This window comes from Shewanella polaris, from assembly GCF_006385555.1.
In the GTDB taxonomy this organism is placed as follows: domain Bacteria; phylum Pseudomonadota; class Gammaproteobacteria; order Enterobacterales; family Shewanellaceae; genus Shewanella; species Shewanella polaris.
Genome location: NZ_CP041036.1, coordinates 4,418,640 through 4,433,681 on the forward strand (window position 1 = coordinate 4,418,640; position 15,042 = coordinate 4,433,681).

A 15,042-nucleotide genomic window follows, 5' to 3' on the forward strand; every position below is an offset into this window, starting at 1 on the left:
TTTATCCTCGCTATTTACGAGCAATATGGAAAATTACTTTTGCCACATTTTAGCTGCTTGTTGATCGCTATCACGCGCTTCAACCCATTTAGCACCAGCGTCACCTGCTTCAAGCTTCCAGAAAGGCGCTTTAGTTTTTAAAAAGTCGATTAAAAATTCACAGGCAGCAAAAGCGGCTTTACGATGGGCACTGGTCACGCCAATAAATACAATTTGTTCGCCAAGTGCCAATGTACCAAAACGGTGAATAATGGTCACTTTGTTTAATGGCCAGCGTTCACAAGCTTGTTGGCTAATCTGCATTAATACTGATTCTGTCATCCCAGGATAATGCTCTAGGGTTAAATCAGTTACTGCACTGCCATCATTGAAGTCTCGTACTTTACCGACAAAATTGACTACTGCACCATCCTGATTATCGCAAGCCAGTAATGCATATTCATCGGCGACACTAAAGTCTTCAGTGTGAACTCGTATGATAATTTTATTGATCTGTTGCTGCATATTAACCTCCCGTAACTGGAGGGAAAAAGGCGACTTCATCACCATCGTTTACAGGCGAATCCCACTGGCTCATAGTTTGATTAATCGCGACCAATAATTTATCCGATGCCAACACTTTTGCCCACTTATCATCTGTGGCAGCAAGCGCTACGCGTAACGTTTCGGCGGTATCTATATTGTCGGCACAATGTTCAACTTTAGCGGTACCTAATAGTTCACGGATTTGGGCAAAAAATAACACTTGGATCATAGTAGTCTCTCAACGTATTTATTCATAAAACGTATTTAAATTTACGCTAGTGATAATTAACTGATTAGGCTTTAAAATGCCCAGACTTACCACCGCGTTTTTCAAGCAAGCGGACTTGAGAAATAATCATGTCCTTTTGCACAGCCTTACACATATCGTATATCGTTAATGCCGCCACTGACGCTGCGGTTAAGGCTTCCATTTCGACACCGGTTTTACCAGACAGCTTACACAAACTGGTAATGCGAACACGATTATTTTCAGGTTGAGCCTCTAGATCTACTTCTACTTTAGTTAGCATTAGTGGATGACATAAAGGAATTAAATCTGAGGTTTTTTTTGCGGCTTGAATACCCGCGATACGTGCTGTAGCGAACACATCACCTTTGTGATGGCTACCACTCATGATCATGGTTAAGGTATCTGGTGCCATATCAATAAAGGCTTCAGCACGAGCTTCACGCTCGGTGACCGCTTTTTCAGTAACATCGACCATATGGGCATTGCCATCGGCGTTAATATGGGTAAAACGATTGCTCATACTTTTACAGCCTTATTAAAATTCAATGTCTATCGACTGAGCGTCACTGACATTGTGGGTGTCGTATCAGTTTGATTAGTCTTAAAATAGCTTAACCACCAATTGAGGCAAGATGTTGAGTCACGCCAGTAATACCTTGGTGTAAAAAATGGGTTTCTTTTTTCTGAGCTAATTGACCGTGTAAACGGCTAATTAATTCATCTCGTTGAGAAGCATCTTGGAGTAAATCACGTAAGTCCACACCATTTTCAGTAAACAAACATAGGTGTAACTTACCTTTTGCAGAGACACGTAAACGGTTGCAACTGGCACAAAAGTTTTTTGCATAAGGCATGATTAACCCAATACGGCCTTTGTAATCTGTATGACTGAAGTTTTGTGCTGGACCATCATCAACATCAGGCAGATCATATAACCAGCCTTCTCGTTCAAGTTGTTTTTTAATGTCCACTCCAGCTAAATGGTGTGCATTAAAATAATCGCGACCTAAACCCGTCTCCATCAACTCAATAAAACGTAAATCAATGGGTGTGTTTTTAATCCAATGTAAAAAACGCGGTAAATCTTTATCATTAAGACCTTTTAACAACACGGCATTAATCTTGACTCGCTCAAACCCAGCCTCAAGTGCGGCATCAATACCACGCATCACTTGGTCGAATTTATTCTCACCGGTAATTTGGTAAAACATTTTAGGATCTAAGCTATCAACTGACACATTAATGCGTCGCAATCCGGCGTCATACCATTCTTTGGCATGTTGCTGTAAGCGATAGCCATTAGTTGTCATGGCTACAGTGCTAATATTAGGGTTATCGGCAACAATCCGCACTATGTCGGTAAAGTCTTTACGAAGTGTGGGTTCGCCACCTGTGATACGAATTTTTTGCGTGCCTACTTCACCAAAACCAGCAACTAAATTTTCAATCTCGTTGAGAGTTAAAAACGTAGGTTTACCGTCTGGGCGATAGCCGTCGGGCAAGCAATAGGTACATTTGAAGTTACAAACGTCAGTCACTGACATTCGTAAATAATGAAAACGTCGACCAAAACTATCTTGTAATTGGGACATGTTAACCTTTCCAAGTGTGGGAGGTAAGTGCATTTCTTTACTCACCCCGGTGGCAAAATTACCACGGCTAACTGTCCATATCATCGACGTAGGACAAAAAGCTCGGAGAACCGTCAGATCTAATTATAGGCCTAAATACCATTATACAAATACCCCTTTAGGTTAATATCTTAGCTAAAAAGATTATATCGTTTACTATTTGTGACTCGACTCACGCTGACAAGATTGTGTTTGCTACTGTGACAAAAGCAAATTTTGCGGTAAGGTAAGTAAAAGGATAAACGATCGTTTACATATCGTTATAAAAAAACAATAAACCCGCGATGAACGGGATACTTTGAAAGGTGAGAACATGGAACGCGAGTCAATGGAGTTCGACGTTGTAATTGTCGGTGCAGGCCCTGCAGGCTTAGCAACGGCTTGTCGTTTAATGCAAATATCTAAAGATGCAGATAAAGAAATCACTGTTTGTGTGGTAGAAAAAGGCTCTGAGGTTGGTGCGCATATATTATCGGGGGCGGTATTTGAACCTGATGTTCTGGACGAATTATTTAATGATTGGCGTGACTCCGATATTCCTCTGAATACTAAAGTCACTCATGACGAAATCTATTTATTAAATTCAGAGACAAAATCTCGCTTAATGCCAAACAGTTTAGTACCAAAAACAATGCACAATGATGGTAATTATATTATTAGTGTCGGCAATTTATCACGCTGGTTAGCCAACAGAGCAGAAGCGATGGGAGTAGAAATTTTCCCTGGTTTTGCTGCCAGTGAATTACTGTTTAATGAAGACAACAGTGTTAAAGGCATTTTAATCGGTGACATGGGTGTTAGCGAAAATGGTCAACACAAAGATAGTTATATGCCAGGTATGGAATTACATGCCAAATACACTGTTTTTTCAGAAGGTTGTCGAGGTCACCTAGGTAAACAACTGATCCAAAAATACCATTTAGATAATGGTAAAACGCCACAACACTACGGCTTAGGTTTTAAAGAAATTTGGAAAATACCTGCAGAACAACATCAAGAAGGTAAAGTTGTTCACACTGGCGGTTGGCCACTTGTCAATGGCTCATCTGGTGGTGGTTTCCTATACCACATGGAAGACAACCAAGTCGCTGTTGGATTAATTATCGATTTAAATTATAAAAACCCTCACCTCAGCCCATTTGATGAGTTTCAACGCTATAAAACTCATACCGTTATAGCCAACACATTAGCAGGCGGAGAACGCTTAGTTTACGGTGCTAGAGCCATCGCTAAAGGCGGTTTAAATTCATTACCTAAAATGAGTTTCCCTGGTGGTTTAATTATTGGTTGCAATGCCGGCACCCTTAATTTTGCTAAAATTAAGGGCACTCATACTGCAATAAAAAGCGGCATTATTGCTGCCAAAACCTTAGGCGAAGGCTTAATTGCAGGCTTGGAAGGTGGCAAAGACCTTGATTGCTTCCAAGAGCGTTTCGAAGAAAGCTGGTTACATGAAGAACTTCATAGCTCGCGCAATTTTGGTTCTGCATTGCACAAATTTGGCACATTATTAGGTGGTGCATTCAACTTTATAGATCAAAATTGGTTCGGTGGTAAATTTCCGGTAACGTTCAGAGATAACACACCTGATTACGCCACAATGGGATTAGCCAGCGACTATAATAAAATTGATTATCCTAAACCTGACGGTAAATTAAGTTTTGATAAGTTATCTTCAGTATATCTATCGAATACTTTCCACGAAGAAGATCAGCTTTGTCATTTGCGTTTAAAAGACCAAAGCATTCCCATTTCGGTCAATTTAGTTAAATTTGATGAACCAGCACAACGTTATTGTCCAGCGGGTGTTTATGAAGTAGTTGAAGACGCGGGTGACAAAAAATTTGTGATTAATGGTCAAAATTGTATTCACTGTAAAACTTGTGACATCAAAGACCCAAGCCAGAATATTACCTGGGTAACACCAGAAGGTGGCGGTGGACCAAACTACCCTAATATGTAAGCTAACCACATAGTCACTAAATAGTTGATTTATTAGCTAACCTTAAAAAACGCACATAAAATAATGGTGCGTTTTTTTTGTTTTATCGTCTATCATTACCCACATAAAATCAAAACAACCTACGCCCAAAACTATTTTCCTATCTTAAATCAACTTAAGTACAAAATAATTATCAATTTATTACCATTATTTCCGATATATCTTAAAGATACTTTCAAGAGGCTGTTGTAGATGAATACTCTTACCATTAAACAAAAAATATTACTGACCGTGACCATTGCAGTACTGCTATCAACGATCTTAGTCGGATTATTGAGTCAACGAAGTGCCAAGCAAATCGTCGAACAACGGATGTTAAATTCGGAAATGCCGAGCTTAGTGATGCAAATCCGTAATGAAATCGACCTTGAAATTAGTAGTTTACTGAATGCAGCAAAACAACTAGCTGACAGTAGAATGTTGCTTGAATGGCTTCAAAATGACCGTCCTGCGAACCAAGAAAGTCTAGTTATAGCAGAACTCAATGACATAAAAAATCAATATGACTTAGCTCAAGCATCATACGCCGACCGTGAAACCGCAGCCTACTATAACCAGGATGGTTTTTTACGAATATTAACCCCGGAACAAGACGCTTGGTTTTTTGACTATCGCAATAGCAAGCAAGAGCAAATGCTAAATGTGTTCACAGAGCCTAGTAATGGGGATGTTAAGCTTTATATCAATTATCAACAACCTGATGGCAGAGGCTTGGTCGGGCTAGCTAAATCGTTAGATGATATGGTTAATTTACTGGCTTCATTTAAAATAGAAGACACTGGATTTGTCTATTTAGTTGATACTAACGGTGATGTCAAACTGCATCAAGACACTACAAAGGTGGGTAAAGCCAAGCTCAGCACTTTATATCCTAATGCAAAGACCAACCAATTACTGAATAAAAGCGATTTTAACTTAGTTAAAGCAGAAGTAGATGGCCAGAAAATGTTGATAGCCAGTAGCTACATCAAGTCGATGGATTGGTACTTGATTGCGCAAGTTCCTGAAGCAGAGGTATTTGCCCTATTACAAGAATCCGCTTATCAAATATTAATGTGGACAATACTCATTGCTGTGGTATTTATTGCCATTTCGATTGCTGTTGCAGGGTCGGTCAGTCGTCCTATTGCCCATATTGCAGAGTTATTTCGTAATATTGGTGAAGGCGAAGGCGATTTACGTCAAAGACTACCCGTTAATGGTAATGACGAAATAGCTCAGCTTGCTCGTGGTTTTAATAGTTTCATTAGCAAAATTCAAGATACGGTCGTCGAAGTTGCCAACACCAGCGAACAACTAGGTCTATCAGCCGTTGATGTTTCAAACCAAGCTAATCAAACGTTAAGTGATAGCCAGTTACAAAAAGATCGCACAATCCAGGTTGTGACCGCGATTAACGAAATGGGTGCTACGGTTAATGAGATTGCCTCCAATGCAGCTCAAGCCGCTGTCACAGCCCGTGATGCTGATACCGAATCAATGGAAGGTCAGAAAGTCGTTACGCGCGCACGTTCAACCATTAACCTATTGTCTAAAGACGTCGAACAGGTTGGAGAAGTGATTGAATCACTCGCTACGCACACTAAATCAATTGGTAGTATTTTAGATGTAATTCGTGCTATTTCAGAACAAACTAACCTTTTAGCACTTAACGCGGCAATTGAAGCGGCTAGAGCAGGTGAAGCGGGACGAGGATTTGCGGTTGTTGCTGATGAAGTACGTAACTTAGCATCTCGTACGGCAGTTTCTACCAACGAAGTACAAACTATGATAGATAAGCTTCAGTCAGAAACCACTCGTGCAGTGAGTGCAATGGAACAATCTCGTAGTCGCTCACATGAGGGGGTTACAGCAGTAGATGAAGCCAGCCATTCGTTGAGTGGTATTAGCGAACGAATTGCTGAGATTAGCGACATGAACATTCAAATAGCAACGGCTACAGAAGAGCAGTCAACAGTAGTCGAAGACATTAACCGCAATGTAACCGACATCAACGATATTACTCAGCGTACAGCAAATACCGCACATGCGGCAGCCAATGCAAGTAAATCATTGAATGAGTTAGCAACTCGACTTGATACGCTTGTCGCCCGCTTTAAAGTGTAAAGAGTTAATATTCAGCATAATTAAAAAACCACTCCTTTGAGTGGTTTTTTATTTGGCTATAATTATTTTTTAACTTACCGATAAATCCGAATAATAAAATAAAACATACATACTTAAACATAATGAATATGAGAACAGGACAATATCGGTGACGAATTACAGTACCTTACATGGTAATTACCCATCTTGATGTTTTCATGGCTGTAGGTTTTTATAATTAGAATGCCAGATACTATCTGCCATGACGTGCATGAGAGCCAGATTGATCACTTGAGGGTTATAACGTTAGGTTGTACGTAGGTATTTGCTCATATGACGAACGTGCGACGGTTGTCTGCACTTTGACCAATGCCTTTGATACAGGAATACAATCAAGTTTATGTACTCGAAAGAGACTTTAAACCTGTGCCATTTATCCATTAGGCCACTGTTGTTATTTAATACACAGTTTGCTTCAAGCAAGAGAACCTTAAATAAACTGCAAAGAATAATTATTATGTGATTGATAGTTTCATGGTTATGGGGAGTAAAGAGTGTTAGATAGATAAGGTTTCCAAAAGAGGGATATAAGATGTTTTAAACTATAGGGAAAAAAGCAATATGAAATCAATGGCAACGACTTAATATTACATAGGTGAAAGCTCAAAAGTATAGGATCATATTGAAAATGCGAATATTAAAGTTAAAAAAAAACCGAGCCTAGGCTCGGTTTTTCGGTGAGTAATTAATTACTCAGCAGCTTCTACTTCAACAGCTTCAGCAGCTTCAGGACGACCTACTAACTCGATGTAAGCCATTGGGGCTTTATCACCGGTACGTAGACCGCACTTAAGAATACGAGTGTAACCACCAGGACGTTCCTGGAAGCGTGGACCCAATTCAGTAAATAACTTACCTACAACTTCAGCGTCGCGGGTACGAGCGAAAGCTAAACGGCGATTTGCAACGCTGTCAACTTTAGCAAGTGTTATTAGAGGTTCAACAACGCGACGCAGTTCTTTCGCTTTAGCTACAGTTGTCTTGATAATCTCATGACGAACTATTGAGCAAGCCATGTTACGGAACATAGCTTGGCGATGACTGCTGTTGCGGTTTAGTTGACGACCACTCTTACGATGGCGCATGACCTAATCCTTATAACCTAAATCTGTACTAACCTGAGACTTATAGGTCGTCTGCCAAACTAGCTGGTGGCCAGTTTTCTAGACGCATACCTAACGACAGTCCGCGTGATGCTAAAACATCCTTAATTTCAGTAAGAGATTTCTTACCTAAGTTAGGGGTCTTAAGCAACTCAACTTCAGTGCGTTGTACCAGATCTCCGATGTAATGAATCGCTTCGGCTTTTAAACAGTTAGCCGAACGTACAGTTAGCTCTAAATCGTCGACAGGACGCAGCAAAATCGGATCAAACTCCGGTTTCTCTTCTACAACAGCCTGCTCAGTCACATCACGTAATTCAACAAACGCATCTAGCTGTTCAGCTAAAATTGTTGCAGAACGACGAATTGCTTCCTCAGGATCGATAGTACCGTTTGTGGTCATATCAATCACAAGTTTATCTAAGTCAGTGCGCTGTTCAACACGAGCAGCTTCAACATTATAAGCAATGCGAGCTACAGGTGAGAATGAAGCATCAATCAATAAACGGCCGATTGGGCGGTCATCGTCTTCAGTCTGTGCACGAGCCGAAGCTGGCACATAACCACGACCACGCTCAACGCGGATACGCATACTGATATCATTATTACCTGTCAAGTGACAGATAACATGATCAGGATTCACGATGGTAACATCACCATCATGCGTGATATCTGCTGCTGTAACAGGGCCTGTGCCGGACTTGCTTAATGTAAGCAAAGCCTCGTCTTTACCCTCGATGGTCACTGCTAATCCTTTAAGATTGAGCAATATCTCAAGGATATCTTCTTGTACGCCTTCCTTACTGCTGTATTCATGCAGTACGCCGTCAATTTCGACTTCAGTAACTGCGCAGCCGGGCATAGACGACAATAGGATGCGACGCAACGCGTTACCTAAGGTATGGCCAAAACCACGTTCTAGTGGCTCTAGTGTAACTTTGGCGCGAGTTGAATTAACCTGCTCAATATCAACGAGACGCGGTTTAAGAAATTCTGTAACAGAACCCTGCATTGTGTCCTCTCTTGTTTGTTAGCTTTACTTAGAGTAAAGCTCGACGATCAGCTGTTCGTTAATATCCGCAGACAAATCGCTACGTTCTGGAATACGCTTAAAAGCACCTTCCATTTTCGCATTGTCGACTTCTACCCATGTAGGCTTTTCGCGTTGGCCAGACACTTCTAAAGCCGCTTTAATACGAGCTTGAGTGCGTGACTTTTCACGGATGCTTACAACATCATTCGCAGACACTTTGAATGACGGAATGTTAACAACACGACCGTTAACCATAACAGTTTTATGGCTTACTAGCTGACGTGATTCTGCACGAGTAGAACCGAAACCCATACGATAAACAACGTTATCTAGGCGGACTTCTAAAAGTTGCAATAGGTTTTCACCGGTATTGCCCTTAAGACGTGCAGCTTCTTTGTAATAATTACGGAATTGCTTTTCAAGCACTCCATAAATACGACGAACTTTTTGTTTCTCGCGTAGCTGTACACCGTACTCAGACAAACGTGGCTTACGTGCGCCATGTTGTCCAGGTGCAGTTTCTAGCTTACACTTCGAATCGATTGCTCTCACACCGCTTTTTAAGAAAAGGTCTGTACCTTCTCTGCGACTGAGCTTGAGCTTGGGACCCAAGTATCTTGCCATGATCTTTCTCCAACTATCCTATATACGCAGTGTTATACACGACGCTTTTTAGGTGGACGACAGCCATTATGAGGGATAGGTGTCACATCGGTAATGTTGGTAATTTTATAACCAACAGCGTTCAGCGCACGAATGGCTGATTCACGACCTGGACCAGGACCCTTCACGAAAACTTCAAGGTTTTTAACACCGTAGTCTTGAGCAGCAATACCTGCACGCTCAGCAGCAACCTGCGCAGCGAATGGTGTTGATTTACGTGAACCACGGAAACCAGAACCACCTGAGGTAGCCCATGACAACGCATTACCTTGACGATCTGTAATGGTGACAATTGTGTTGTTGAAAGACGCATGGATATGAGCCATGCCATCTGCAACCTGTTTACGTACGCGCTTACGCGGAGAACGTGACGGAACTTTAGCCATTTTGGTTTACCTTCCCGTTACTTTCTGATTGGCTTACGTGGACCTTTACGCGTGCGCGCATTGGTCTTAGTACGTTGCCCACGAAGGGGCAGGCTACGACGATGGCGGAGACCACGATAACAACCAAGATCCATAAGACGCTTGATGTTCATTGAAATCTCACGACGCAAGTCACCTTCTACGGTGTATTTGGCGACTTCTTCGCGTAGGATATCTATTTGAGCTTCGCTCAATTCCTTGATCTTAGCATCTTCAGCAATTGAAGTAGATGCGCAGATTGCTCTAGCGCGTGTACGTCCAATACCAAAAATAGCAGTCAAAGCAATGACTGTATGCTTTTGATCAGGAATGTTAATGCCAGCGATACGGGCCACTATGCACTCCTTAAAGTTAAAGGCTATCTGCGAAAAGCCCGAAAGGATACTCGACAGACAACAAATTTGCAAACAATATTTTGGTCAGCCCATTATTGAGCTGACCAAACTTCTTTCTAGCCTTGACGCTGTTTGTGTTTAGGTTCAATACAAATAACACGAACAACACCACTACGCTTGACGATCTTGCAATTACGGCAGATCTTCTTAACGGAAGCTCGAACTTTCATTTCATCACTCCGTAAAACAAATCTTATTTACCAAAACGATCTAAATTCGCTTTGTTAACAAGATTGGCTTTCTTCATCACAGACTCATACTGATGAGACATCATATGGGTCTGAACCTGAGCCATGAAGTCCATGATTACGACTACTATAATAAGTAGTGAAGTACCGCCAAAATAGAACTGTACTTTCCACGCAATTAACATGAACTCCGGAATTAAGCAGATAAAGGTAATGTACAACGCACCCGCTAAGGTTAAACGTGTCATGACTTTATCAATGTAACGCGAAGTCTGTTCTCCGGGACGGATCCCAGGAATGAATGCACCACTCTTTTTCAAGTTGTCTGCTGTTTCGCGAGGGTTAAATACCAACGCAGTATAGAAGAAACAGAAAAAGATAATTGCTGTCGCGTACAATAATGAATACAGCGGTTGTCCTGGAGACACAGCTAAAGCGAAATCGCTTAACCATGACATAGACTCATTTTGACCAAACCACTGAGCCAGTGTGCCTGGGAACAAAATTATGCTGGATGCAAAAATTGGTGGAATCACACCTGCCATATTAATTTTTAGAGGTAAATGGGTGCTTTGCGCTGCAAAAACCTTACGGCCTTGTTGGCGCTTAGCGTAGTTAACGACGATACGACGTTGACCACGTTCCACAAATACCACTAAATAAGTTACGGCAAATACGATAACTGCGAGCAACAGTAGTACTAATACATTCATGTCACCTTGGCGCGCCTGCTCGGCTGTTGAGCCGATGGCCGATGGTAAACCAGCAACAATACCTGCGAAAATCAAAATCGAGATACCATTACCAATACCACGTTCGGTAATTTGTTCACCTAGCCACATAAGGAACATAGTTCCTGTCACTAAGCTCACAACTGCAACGAAGTAGAAACCAAATCCTGGATTGGCCACAAGGCCAGGCATAAGATTTGGTAAACCGGTTGCAATACCGACAGATTGAAGCGTCCCCAACACGAGTGTACCATATCTAGTGTATTGACTGATTTTCTTACGTCCTGATTCGCCTTCCTTTTTCAATTCAGCGAGTGCAGGATGCACAACAGTCAATAACTGCATTATGATCGATGCCGAAATATACGGCATGATACCTAATGCGAAGATAGAAGCACGCTCTAAGGCACCACCCGAGAACATGTTAAACATGCCAAGGATGGTATCTTTTTGCTGGGCAAACAAATCTGCCAATACAGCTGCGTCAATACCAGGAATTGGCACAAACGAACCGGCTCTAAAGACGATAATCGCACCAATCACGAACAGAAGGCGTGTTTTCAATTCTGATAAACCGCCTTTCGCGCTTTTTAAATCAAGTCCTGGTTTTGCCATCGACGTATTATTCCTCGATCTTGCCACCGGCAGCTTCAATAGCTGCACGAGCACCTTTGGTTACCTTGAGACCTTTTACAGTCACTGGGCGGTCAATGGTACCTGAAAGAACGATTTTCGCAAACTGGATGTTGCGAGTAATAACGTTCGCATCTCTCAGTGCATTCAAATCGACAACATCACCGTTAACTTTTGCTAGTTCGAGTAAACGAACTTCAGCTGTTACCAAAGCGCGACGCGAGGTAAAGCCAAACTTAGGTAGACGGATCTTAAGTGGCATTTGACCACCTTCGAAACCGACGCGAACGCCGCCGCCTGAACGAGACTTCTGACCTTTATGGCCACGACCCGCTGTCTTACCTAAACCTGAACCAATACCACGGCCTACACGCTTAGGAGCAGATTTAGAACCTGCTGCTGGAGATAGAGTATTTAGACGCATTATCTTATTCCTCCACCGAAACCATGTAGTACACTTTATTAATCATACCGCGAACTGAAGGTGTATCTTCAACTTCAACAGTGTGACCAATGCGGCGTAAGCCTAAACCGGTTAAGGTTGCACGGTGTTTTGGTAAACGACCAATGCTGCTTTTAGTCTGTGTGACTTTTAAAGTTTTAGTAGCCATGGTGCATTACCCCCGAATTTCGTCAACATTCAGGCCACGTTTTGCTGCGATTTGAGCTGGTGACTTCATGTGCACCAACGCATCGACAGTTGCGCGAACGATGTTGATCGGGTTAGTAGAACCGTATGCTTTTGACAGAACGTTATGAACGCCTGCTACTTCCAATACGGCACGCATTGCGCCACCGGCAATAATACCGGTACCCTCTGATGCTGGTTGCATATAAACTTTAGAACCAGTATGGCGACCTTTAACTGGGTGATGCAAAGTACCTGCATTCAACTCCACGGTTACCATATTACGACGGGCTTTTTCCATTGCTTTTTGAATAGCAGCTGGAACTTCACGCGCTTTACCATAGCCATAGCCGATCTTACCATTACCGTCACCCACTACTGTTAGTGCTGTGAAGCTAAAGATACGACCGCCCTTAACTACTTTAGAAACACGATTAACTGCAATTAATTTCTCTTGCAGATCGTCTTTTTGCTGAGCTTCTAATTTAGCCATTTTTATAACCCCTTAGAACTTCAGGCCAGCTTCACGAGCGGCATCTGCTAATGCAGCAACACGACCATGATACTTGAATCCAGAACGGTCGAACGCAACTGTTGCTACGCCCTTCTCGATCGCACGCTCAGCAACAATTTTACCTACTGCTTTAGCCGCGTCAACGTTACCGGTACTCTTTAGTAGTTCTTTAACCGCTTTTTCAACGGTTGAAGCAACTGCCAACACCTGAGCTTCAGGATTGATTACCTGAGCATAAATGTGACGCGGTGTACGATGTACAACCAGACGATTCACGCCCAGCTCTTGGATCTTCTTACGTGCACGTAACGCGCGACGTAAGCGAGATGTTTTCTTATCCATATCGCGTTACCTACTTCTTCTTAGCCTCTTTACGGCGTACTACTTCGTCGTCATAGCGAACACCCTTGCCTTTATAAGGCTCTGGTGGACGATATCCGCGAATTTCAGCAGCAACCTGGCCAACAACTTGTTTATCAACGCCCGAAAGCACGATTTCAGTTTGGCTAGGACACTCTGCAGTAACGCCTGCGGGCAGTTTGTGTACTAATGGATGTGAGAAACCCAACGTTAAATCTAAGTCACTACCAGCAATTTTTGCACGGTAACCTACACCAACTAATTTAAGTTTTTTCACAAAACCTTGAGATACACCAACAACCATGTTGTTTACTAATGCACGTGCAGTACCAGCCTGTGCCCAAGCGTTAGCAACGCCTTCGACAGGAAGAAACTTAACTTGCGCATCTTCAATAACAACATTTACCGCATTGTTGATTACTCGAGTCAGACTTCCCTTACTGCCTTTCACAGTAAGAGTCTGTTCGTTTAAAGTCACCTCTACGCCAGCAGGAACAGTGACTGGTGCTTTTGCAACACGAGACATTTATAGCTCCTTACGCTACGTAGCAGATAACCTCGCCACCCGAGCCATTTTGGCGGGCAGCACGATCAGTCATCAAGCCTTTAGAAGTGGACACAATTGCGATACCCAACCCGCCCATCACCTTTGGAAGTTCGTCTTTACCTTTGTAAATACGAAGACCAGGGCGACTTACACGCTGGATAGTCTCAACGACTGGTTTGCCTTGAAAATACTTTAACGTAATTTCTAATTCAGGCTTAGCTTCATCTGCTACGGCGTAGTCGGTAATGAAACCTTCATCTTTAAGTAATTTCGCTATTGCTACTTTTAACTTAGCTGAAGGCATCTTTACAGATACGTGGTTAGCAGCTTGGCCGTTACGAATACGGGTTAACATATCCGCAATAGGATCTTGCATGCTCATATTAGCTTACTCCGTGACAAGTGCTTACCAGCTGGCCTTACGCAGACCAGGAACTTCACCACGCATGGTAGCTTCACGTAATTTAATACGGCTTAAGCCGAATTTACGTAGAAAACCATGTGGGCGACCAGTTTGATTACAGCGGTTGCGTTGACGCGCAGCGCTAGAATCACGTGGTAGAGCTTGTAACTTAAGTACAGCTTCCCAGCGATCTTCTTCCGAAGTTGCAGGACTGCTGATAATAGCCTTAAGTGCTAAACGCTTTTCAGCATATTTAGCTACGAGCTGTGCACGCTTTGCTTCACGTGCTTTCATAGATGTTTTTGCCATTATGCTACCCTTATTTCTTGAATGGGAAGTTAAAAGCGTCTAACAAAGCACGACCTTCTTCATCATTCTTCGCAGTAGTAGTGATAACAATATCCATACCACGAATTTTATCGATTTTATCATAATCGATTTCTGGGAAGATGATCTGCTCACGCACGCCCATTGCGTAATTACCACGGCCGTCAAACGCTTTAGCGCTTAAGCCACGAAAATCACGAATACGTGGTATTGCAATGTCAACTAAACGCTCTAAAAATTCCCACATACGCTCACCGCGTAGGGTCACTTTACAGCCAATAGGGTAGCCTTCACGGATTTTAAAACCAGCAACTGATTTACGAGCAACAGTTACAATTGGCTTCTGGCCAGCGATTGCAGTCATGTCACGGAGCGCATGCTCCATAACTTTCTTATCTGCAACAGCTTCGCCCACACCCATGTTTAGGGTGATTTTTTCAATCCGAGGGACTTGCATGACACTGCTATAACCGAACTTTTTAGCTAGTTCAGCGATTACAGTCTCTTGATATTTATCATGCAGTTTCGCCATCGTTTAC

21 protein-coding genes and 1 riboswitch are annotated in these 15,042 nt (G+C 42.5%); of the genes, 2 read left to right on the plus strand and 19 right to left on the minus strand.

Annotated features, from left to right (window positions below; genetic code table 11):
* Positions 1–33 precede the first annotated feature (33 nt).
* The 4 genes from moaE to moaA form a co-directional block, all read right to left on the minus strand.
* The gene (gene moaE / locus FH971_RS19245; protein WP_140235372.1) at positions 34–504 is read right to left on the minus strand and encodes a molybdopterin synthase catalytic subunit MoaE; all 471 of its coding nucleotides are present in this window, start codon (positions 502–504) and stop codon (positions 34–36) included.
* A gap of 1 nt (position 505) precedes the next feature.
* The gene (moaD, locus tag FH971_RS19250; protein WP_137224607.1) at positions 506–754 is read right to left on the minus strand and encodes a molybdopterin synthase sulfur carrier subunit; all 249 of its coding nucleotides are present in this window, start codon (positions 752–754) and stop codon (positions 506–508) included.
* A gap of 64 nt (positions 755–818) precedes the next feature.
* On the minus strand, positions 819–1,295 hold the full coding sequence (gene moaC / locus FH971_RS19255; RefSeq protein WP_137224605.1) for a cyclic pyranopterin monophosphate synthase MoaC: 477 nt from the start codon (positions 1,293–1,295) through the stop codon (positions 819–821).
* A 91-nt stretch (positions 1,296–1,386) separates the two neighbouring features.
* A complete protein-coding gene (gene moaA, locus FH971_RS19260; protein WP_140235373.1) occupies positions 1,387–2,367 on the minus strand; it encodes a GTP 3',8-cyclase MoaA in 981 nt (326 codons plus the stop codon).
* Positions 2,355–2,487: riboswitch (molybdenum cofactor riboswitch) on the minus strand. It overlaps the preceding gene by 13 nt.
* Positions 2,488–2,719: 232 nt before the next feature.
* Between moaA and FH971_RS19265 the strand changes: the two genes are divergently transcribed.
* Together FH971_RS19265 and FH971_RS19270 are read left to right on the plus strand one after the other, a co-directional pair.
* On the plus strand, positions 2,720–4,369 hold the full coding sequence (locus FH971_RS19265; protein ID WP_140235374.1) for an electron transfer flavoprotein-ubiquinone oxidoreductase: 1,650 nt from the start codon (positions 2,720–2,722) through the stop codon (positions 4,367–4,369).
* Positions 4,370–4,600: 231 nt separating this feature from the next.
* Positions 4,601–6,514 (plus strand): methyl-accepting chemotaxis protein, encoded by a 1,914-nt coding sequence (locus FH971_RS19270; protein ID WP_140235375.1) that lies wholly within the window; start codon positions 4,601–4,603, stop codon positions 6,512–6,514.
* Positions 6,515–7,242: 728 nt separating this feature from the next.
* Here FH971_RS19270 and rplQ read toward each other — a convergent pair.
* From rplQ to rplE, 15 genes are all read right to left on the minus strand, one after another.
* A complete protein-coding gene (rplQ, locus tag FH971_RS19275) occupies positions 7,243–7,638 on the minus strand; it encodes a 50S ribosomal protein L17 (protein ID WP_011635664.1) in 396 nt (131 codons plus the stop codon).
* Positions 7,639–7,678: 40 nt separating this feature from the next.
* Positions 7,679–8,668, minus strand: coding sequence for a DNA-directed RNA polymerase subunit alpha (locus tag FH971_RS19280; RefSeq protein ID WP_101033750.1), 990 nt, complete (start codon positions 8,666–8,668; stop codon positions 7,679–7,681).
* Between the two features lie 24 nt (positions 8,669–8,692).
* Positions 8,693–9,313, minus strand: a complete 621-nt coding sequence (gene rpsD / locus FH971_RS19285) for a 30S ribosomal protein S4 (protein WP_137224595.1) — start codon at positions 9,311–9,313, stop codon at positions 8,693–8,695.
* Positions 9,314–9,345: 32 nt separating this feature from the next.
* Entirely contained in the window at positions 9,346–9,738 is a 393-nt protein-coding gene (rpsK, locus tag FH971_RS19290) for a 30S ribosomal protein S11 (RefSeq protein ID WP_011635661.1), read from the minus strand.
* Between the two features lie 17 nt (positions 9,739–9,755).
* On the minus strand, positions 9,756–10,112 hold the full coding sequence (gene rpsM / locus FH971_RS19295; protein WP_011635660.1) for a 30S ribosomal protein S13: 357 nt from the start codon (positions 10,110–10,112) through the stop codon (positions 9,756–9,758).
* Between the two features lie 116 nt (positions 10,113–10,228).
* A complete protein-coding gene (gene rpmJ / locus FH971_RS19300) occupies positions 10,229–10,342 on the minus strand; it encodes a 50S ribosomal protein L36 (protein ID WP_011635659.1) in 114 nt (37 codons plus the stop codon).
* Between the two features lie 23 nt (positions 10,343–10,365).
* On the minus strand, positions 10,366–11,706 hold the full coding sequence (gene secY / locus FH971_RS19305) for a preprotein translocase subunit SecY (RefSeq protein WP_137224592.1): 1,341 nt from the start codon (positions 11,704–11,706) through the stop codon (positions 10,366–10,368).
* A gap of 7 nt (positions 11,707–11,713) precedes the next feature.
* On the minus strand, positions 11,714–12,148 hold the full coding sequence (gene rplO / locus FH971_RS19310; protein WP_137224589.1) for a 50S ribosomal protein L15: 435 nt from the start codon (positions 12,146–12,148) through the stop codon (positions 11,714–11,716).
* A 4-nt stretch (positions 12,149–12,152) separates the two neighbouring features.
* Entirely contained in the window at positions 12,153–12,335 is a 183-nt protein-coding gene (gene rpmD / locus FH971_RS19315) for a 50S ribosomal protein L30 (protein WP_137224586.1), read from the minus strand.
* Between the two features lie 6 nt (positions 12,336–12,341).
* Positions 12,342–12,845 carry a 30S ribosomal protein S5 gene (gene rpsE, locus FH971_RS19320; protein ID WP_137224583.1) on the minus strand — a complete coding sequence of 168 codons (504 nt, stop codon included), beginning with the start codon at positions 12,843–12,845 and terminating at the stop codon, positions 12,342–12,344.
* Positions 12,846–12,857: 12 nt separating this feature from the next.
* On the minus strand, positions 12,858–13,208 hold the full coding sequence (gene rplR / locus FH971_RS19325; RefSeq protein ID WP_011635655.1) for a 50S ribosomal protein L18: 351 nt from the start codon (positions 13,206–13,208) through the stop codon (positions 12,858–12,860).
* A gap of 10 nt (positions 13,209–13,218) precedes the next feature.
* Entirely contained in the window at positions 13,219–13,752 is a 534-nt protein-coding gene (gene rplF, locus FH971_RS19330) for a 50S ribosomal protein L6 (RefSeq protein ID WP_137224580.1), read from the minus strand.
* A 10-nt stretch (positions 13,753–13,762) separates the two neighbouring features.
* Complete coding sequence (gene rpsH, locus FH971_RS19335) at positions 13,763–14,155, minus strand: 30S ribosomal protein S8 (RefSeq protein ID WP_137224577.1); 393 nt, start codon at positions 14,153–14,155, stop codon at positions 13,763–13,765.
* A gap of 24 nt (positions 14,156–14,179) precedes the next feature.
* Entirely contained in the window at positions 14,180–14,485 is a 306-nt protein-coding gene (gene rpsN / locus FH971_RS19340) for a 30S ribosomal protein S14 (RefSeq protein ID WP_137224574.1), read from the minus strand.
* Positions 14,486–14,495: 10 nt separating this feature from the next.
* Complete coding sequence (rplE, locus tag FH971_RS19345; protein ID WP_137224571.1) at positions 14,496–15,035, minus strand: 50S ribosomal protein L5; 540 nt, start codon at positions 15,033–15,035, stop codon at positions 14,496–14,498.
* Positions 15,036–15,042: the final 7 nt, after the last annotated feature.

What these genes read in the sequence shown, in the direction of transcription:
- moaE (WP_140235372.1), bottom strand. Translation starts at nt 504, where the DNA reads ATGCAGCAACAGATCAATAAAATTATCATACGAGTTCACACTGAAGAC.
- moaD (WP_137224607.1), bottom strand. Translation starts at nt 754, where the DNA reads ATGATCCAAGTGTTATTTTTTGCCCAAATCCGTGAACTATTAGGTACC.
- moaC (WP_137224605.1), bottom strand. Translation starts at nt 1,295, where the DNA reads ATGAGCAATCGTTTTACCCATATTAACGCCGATGGCAATGCCCATATG.
- moaA (WP_140235373.1), bottom strand. Translation starts at nt 2,367, where the DNA reads ATGTCCCAATTACAAGATAGTTTTGGTCGACGTTTTCATTATTTACGA.
- FH971_RS19265 (WP_140235374.1), top strand. Translation starts at nt 2,720, where the DNA reads ATGGAACGCGAGTCAATGGAGTTCGACGTTGTAATTGTCGGTGCAGGC.
- FH971_RS19270 (WP_140235375.1), top strand. Translation starts at nt 4,601, where the DNA reads ATGAATACTCTTACCATTAAACAAAAAATATTACTGACCGTGACCATT.
- rplQ (WP_011635664.1), bottom strand. Translation starts at nt 7,638, where the DNA reads ATGCGCCATCGTAAGAGTGGTCGTCAACTAAACCGCAACAGCAGTCAT.
- FH971_RS19280 (WP_101033750.1), bottom strand. Translation starts at nt 8,668, where the DNA reads ATGCAGGGTTCTGTTACAGAATTTCTTAAACCGCGTCTCGTTGATATT.
- rpsD (WP_137224595.1), bottom strand. Translation starts at nt 9,313, where the DNA reads ATGGCAAGATACTTGGGTCCCAAGCTCAAGCTCAGTCGCAGAGAAGGT.
- rpsK (WP_011635661.1), bottom strand. Translation starts at nt 9,738, where the DNA reads ATGGCTAAAGTTCCGTCACGTTCTCCGCGTAAGCGCGTACGTAAACAG.
- rpmJ (WP_011635659.1), bottom strand. Translation starts at nt 10,342, where the DNA reads ATGAAAGTTCGAGCTTCCGTTAAGAAGATCTGCCGTAATTGCAAGATC.
- secY (WP_137224592.1), bottom strand. Translation starts at nt 11,706, where the DNA reads ATGGCAAAACCAGGACTTGATTTAAAAAGCGCGAAAGGCGGTTTATCA.
- rplO (WP_137224589.1), bottom strand. Translation starts at nt 12,148, where the DNA reads ATGCGTCTAAATACTCTATCTCCAGCAGCAGGTTCTAAATCTGCTCCT.
- rpmD (WP_137224586.1), bottom strand. Translation starts at nt 12,335, where the DNA reads ATGGCTACTAAAACTTTAAAAGTCACACAGACTAAAAGCAGCATTGGT.
- rpsE (WP_137224583.1), bottom strand. Translation starts at nt 12,845, where the DNA reads ATGGCTAAATTAGAAGCTCAGCAAAAAGACGATCTGCAAGAGAAATTA.
- rplR (WP_011635655.1), bottom strand. Translation starts at nt 13,208, where the DNA reads ATGGATAAGAAAACATCTCGCTTACGTCGCGCGTTACGTGCACGTAAG.
- rplF (WP_137224580.1), bottom strand. Translation starts at nt 13,752, where the DNA reads ATGTCTCGTGTTGCAAAAGCACCAGTCACTGTTCCTGCTGGCGTAGAG.
- rpsH (WP_137224577.1), bottom strand. Translation starts at nt 14,155, where the DNA reads ATGAGCATGCAAGATCCTATTGCGGATATGTTAACCCGTATTCGTAAC.
- rpsN (WP_137224574.1), bottom strand. Translation starts at nt 14,485, where the DNA reads ATGGCAAAAACATCTATGAAAGCACGTGAAGCAAAGCGTGCACAGCTC.
- rplE (WP_137224571.1), bottom strand. Translation starts at nt 15,035, where the DNA reads ATGGCGAAACTGCATGATAAATATCAAGAGACTGTAATCGCTGAACTA.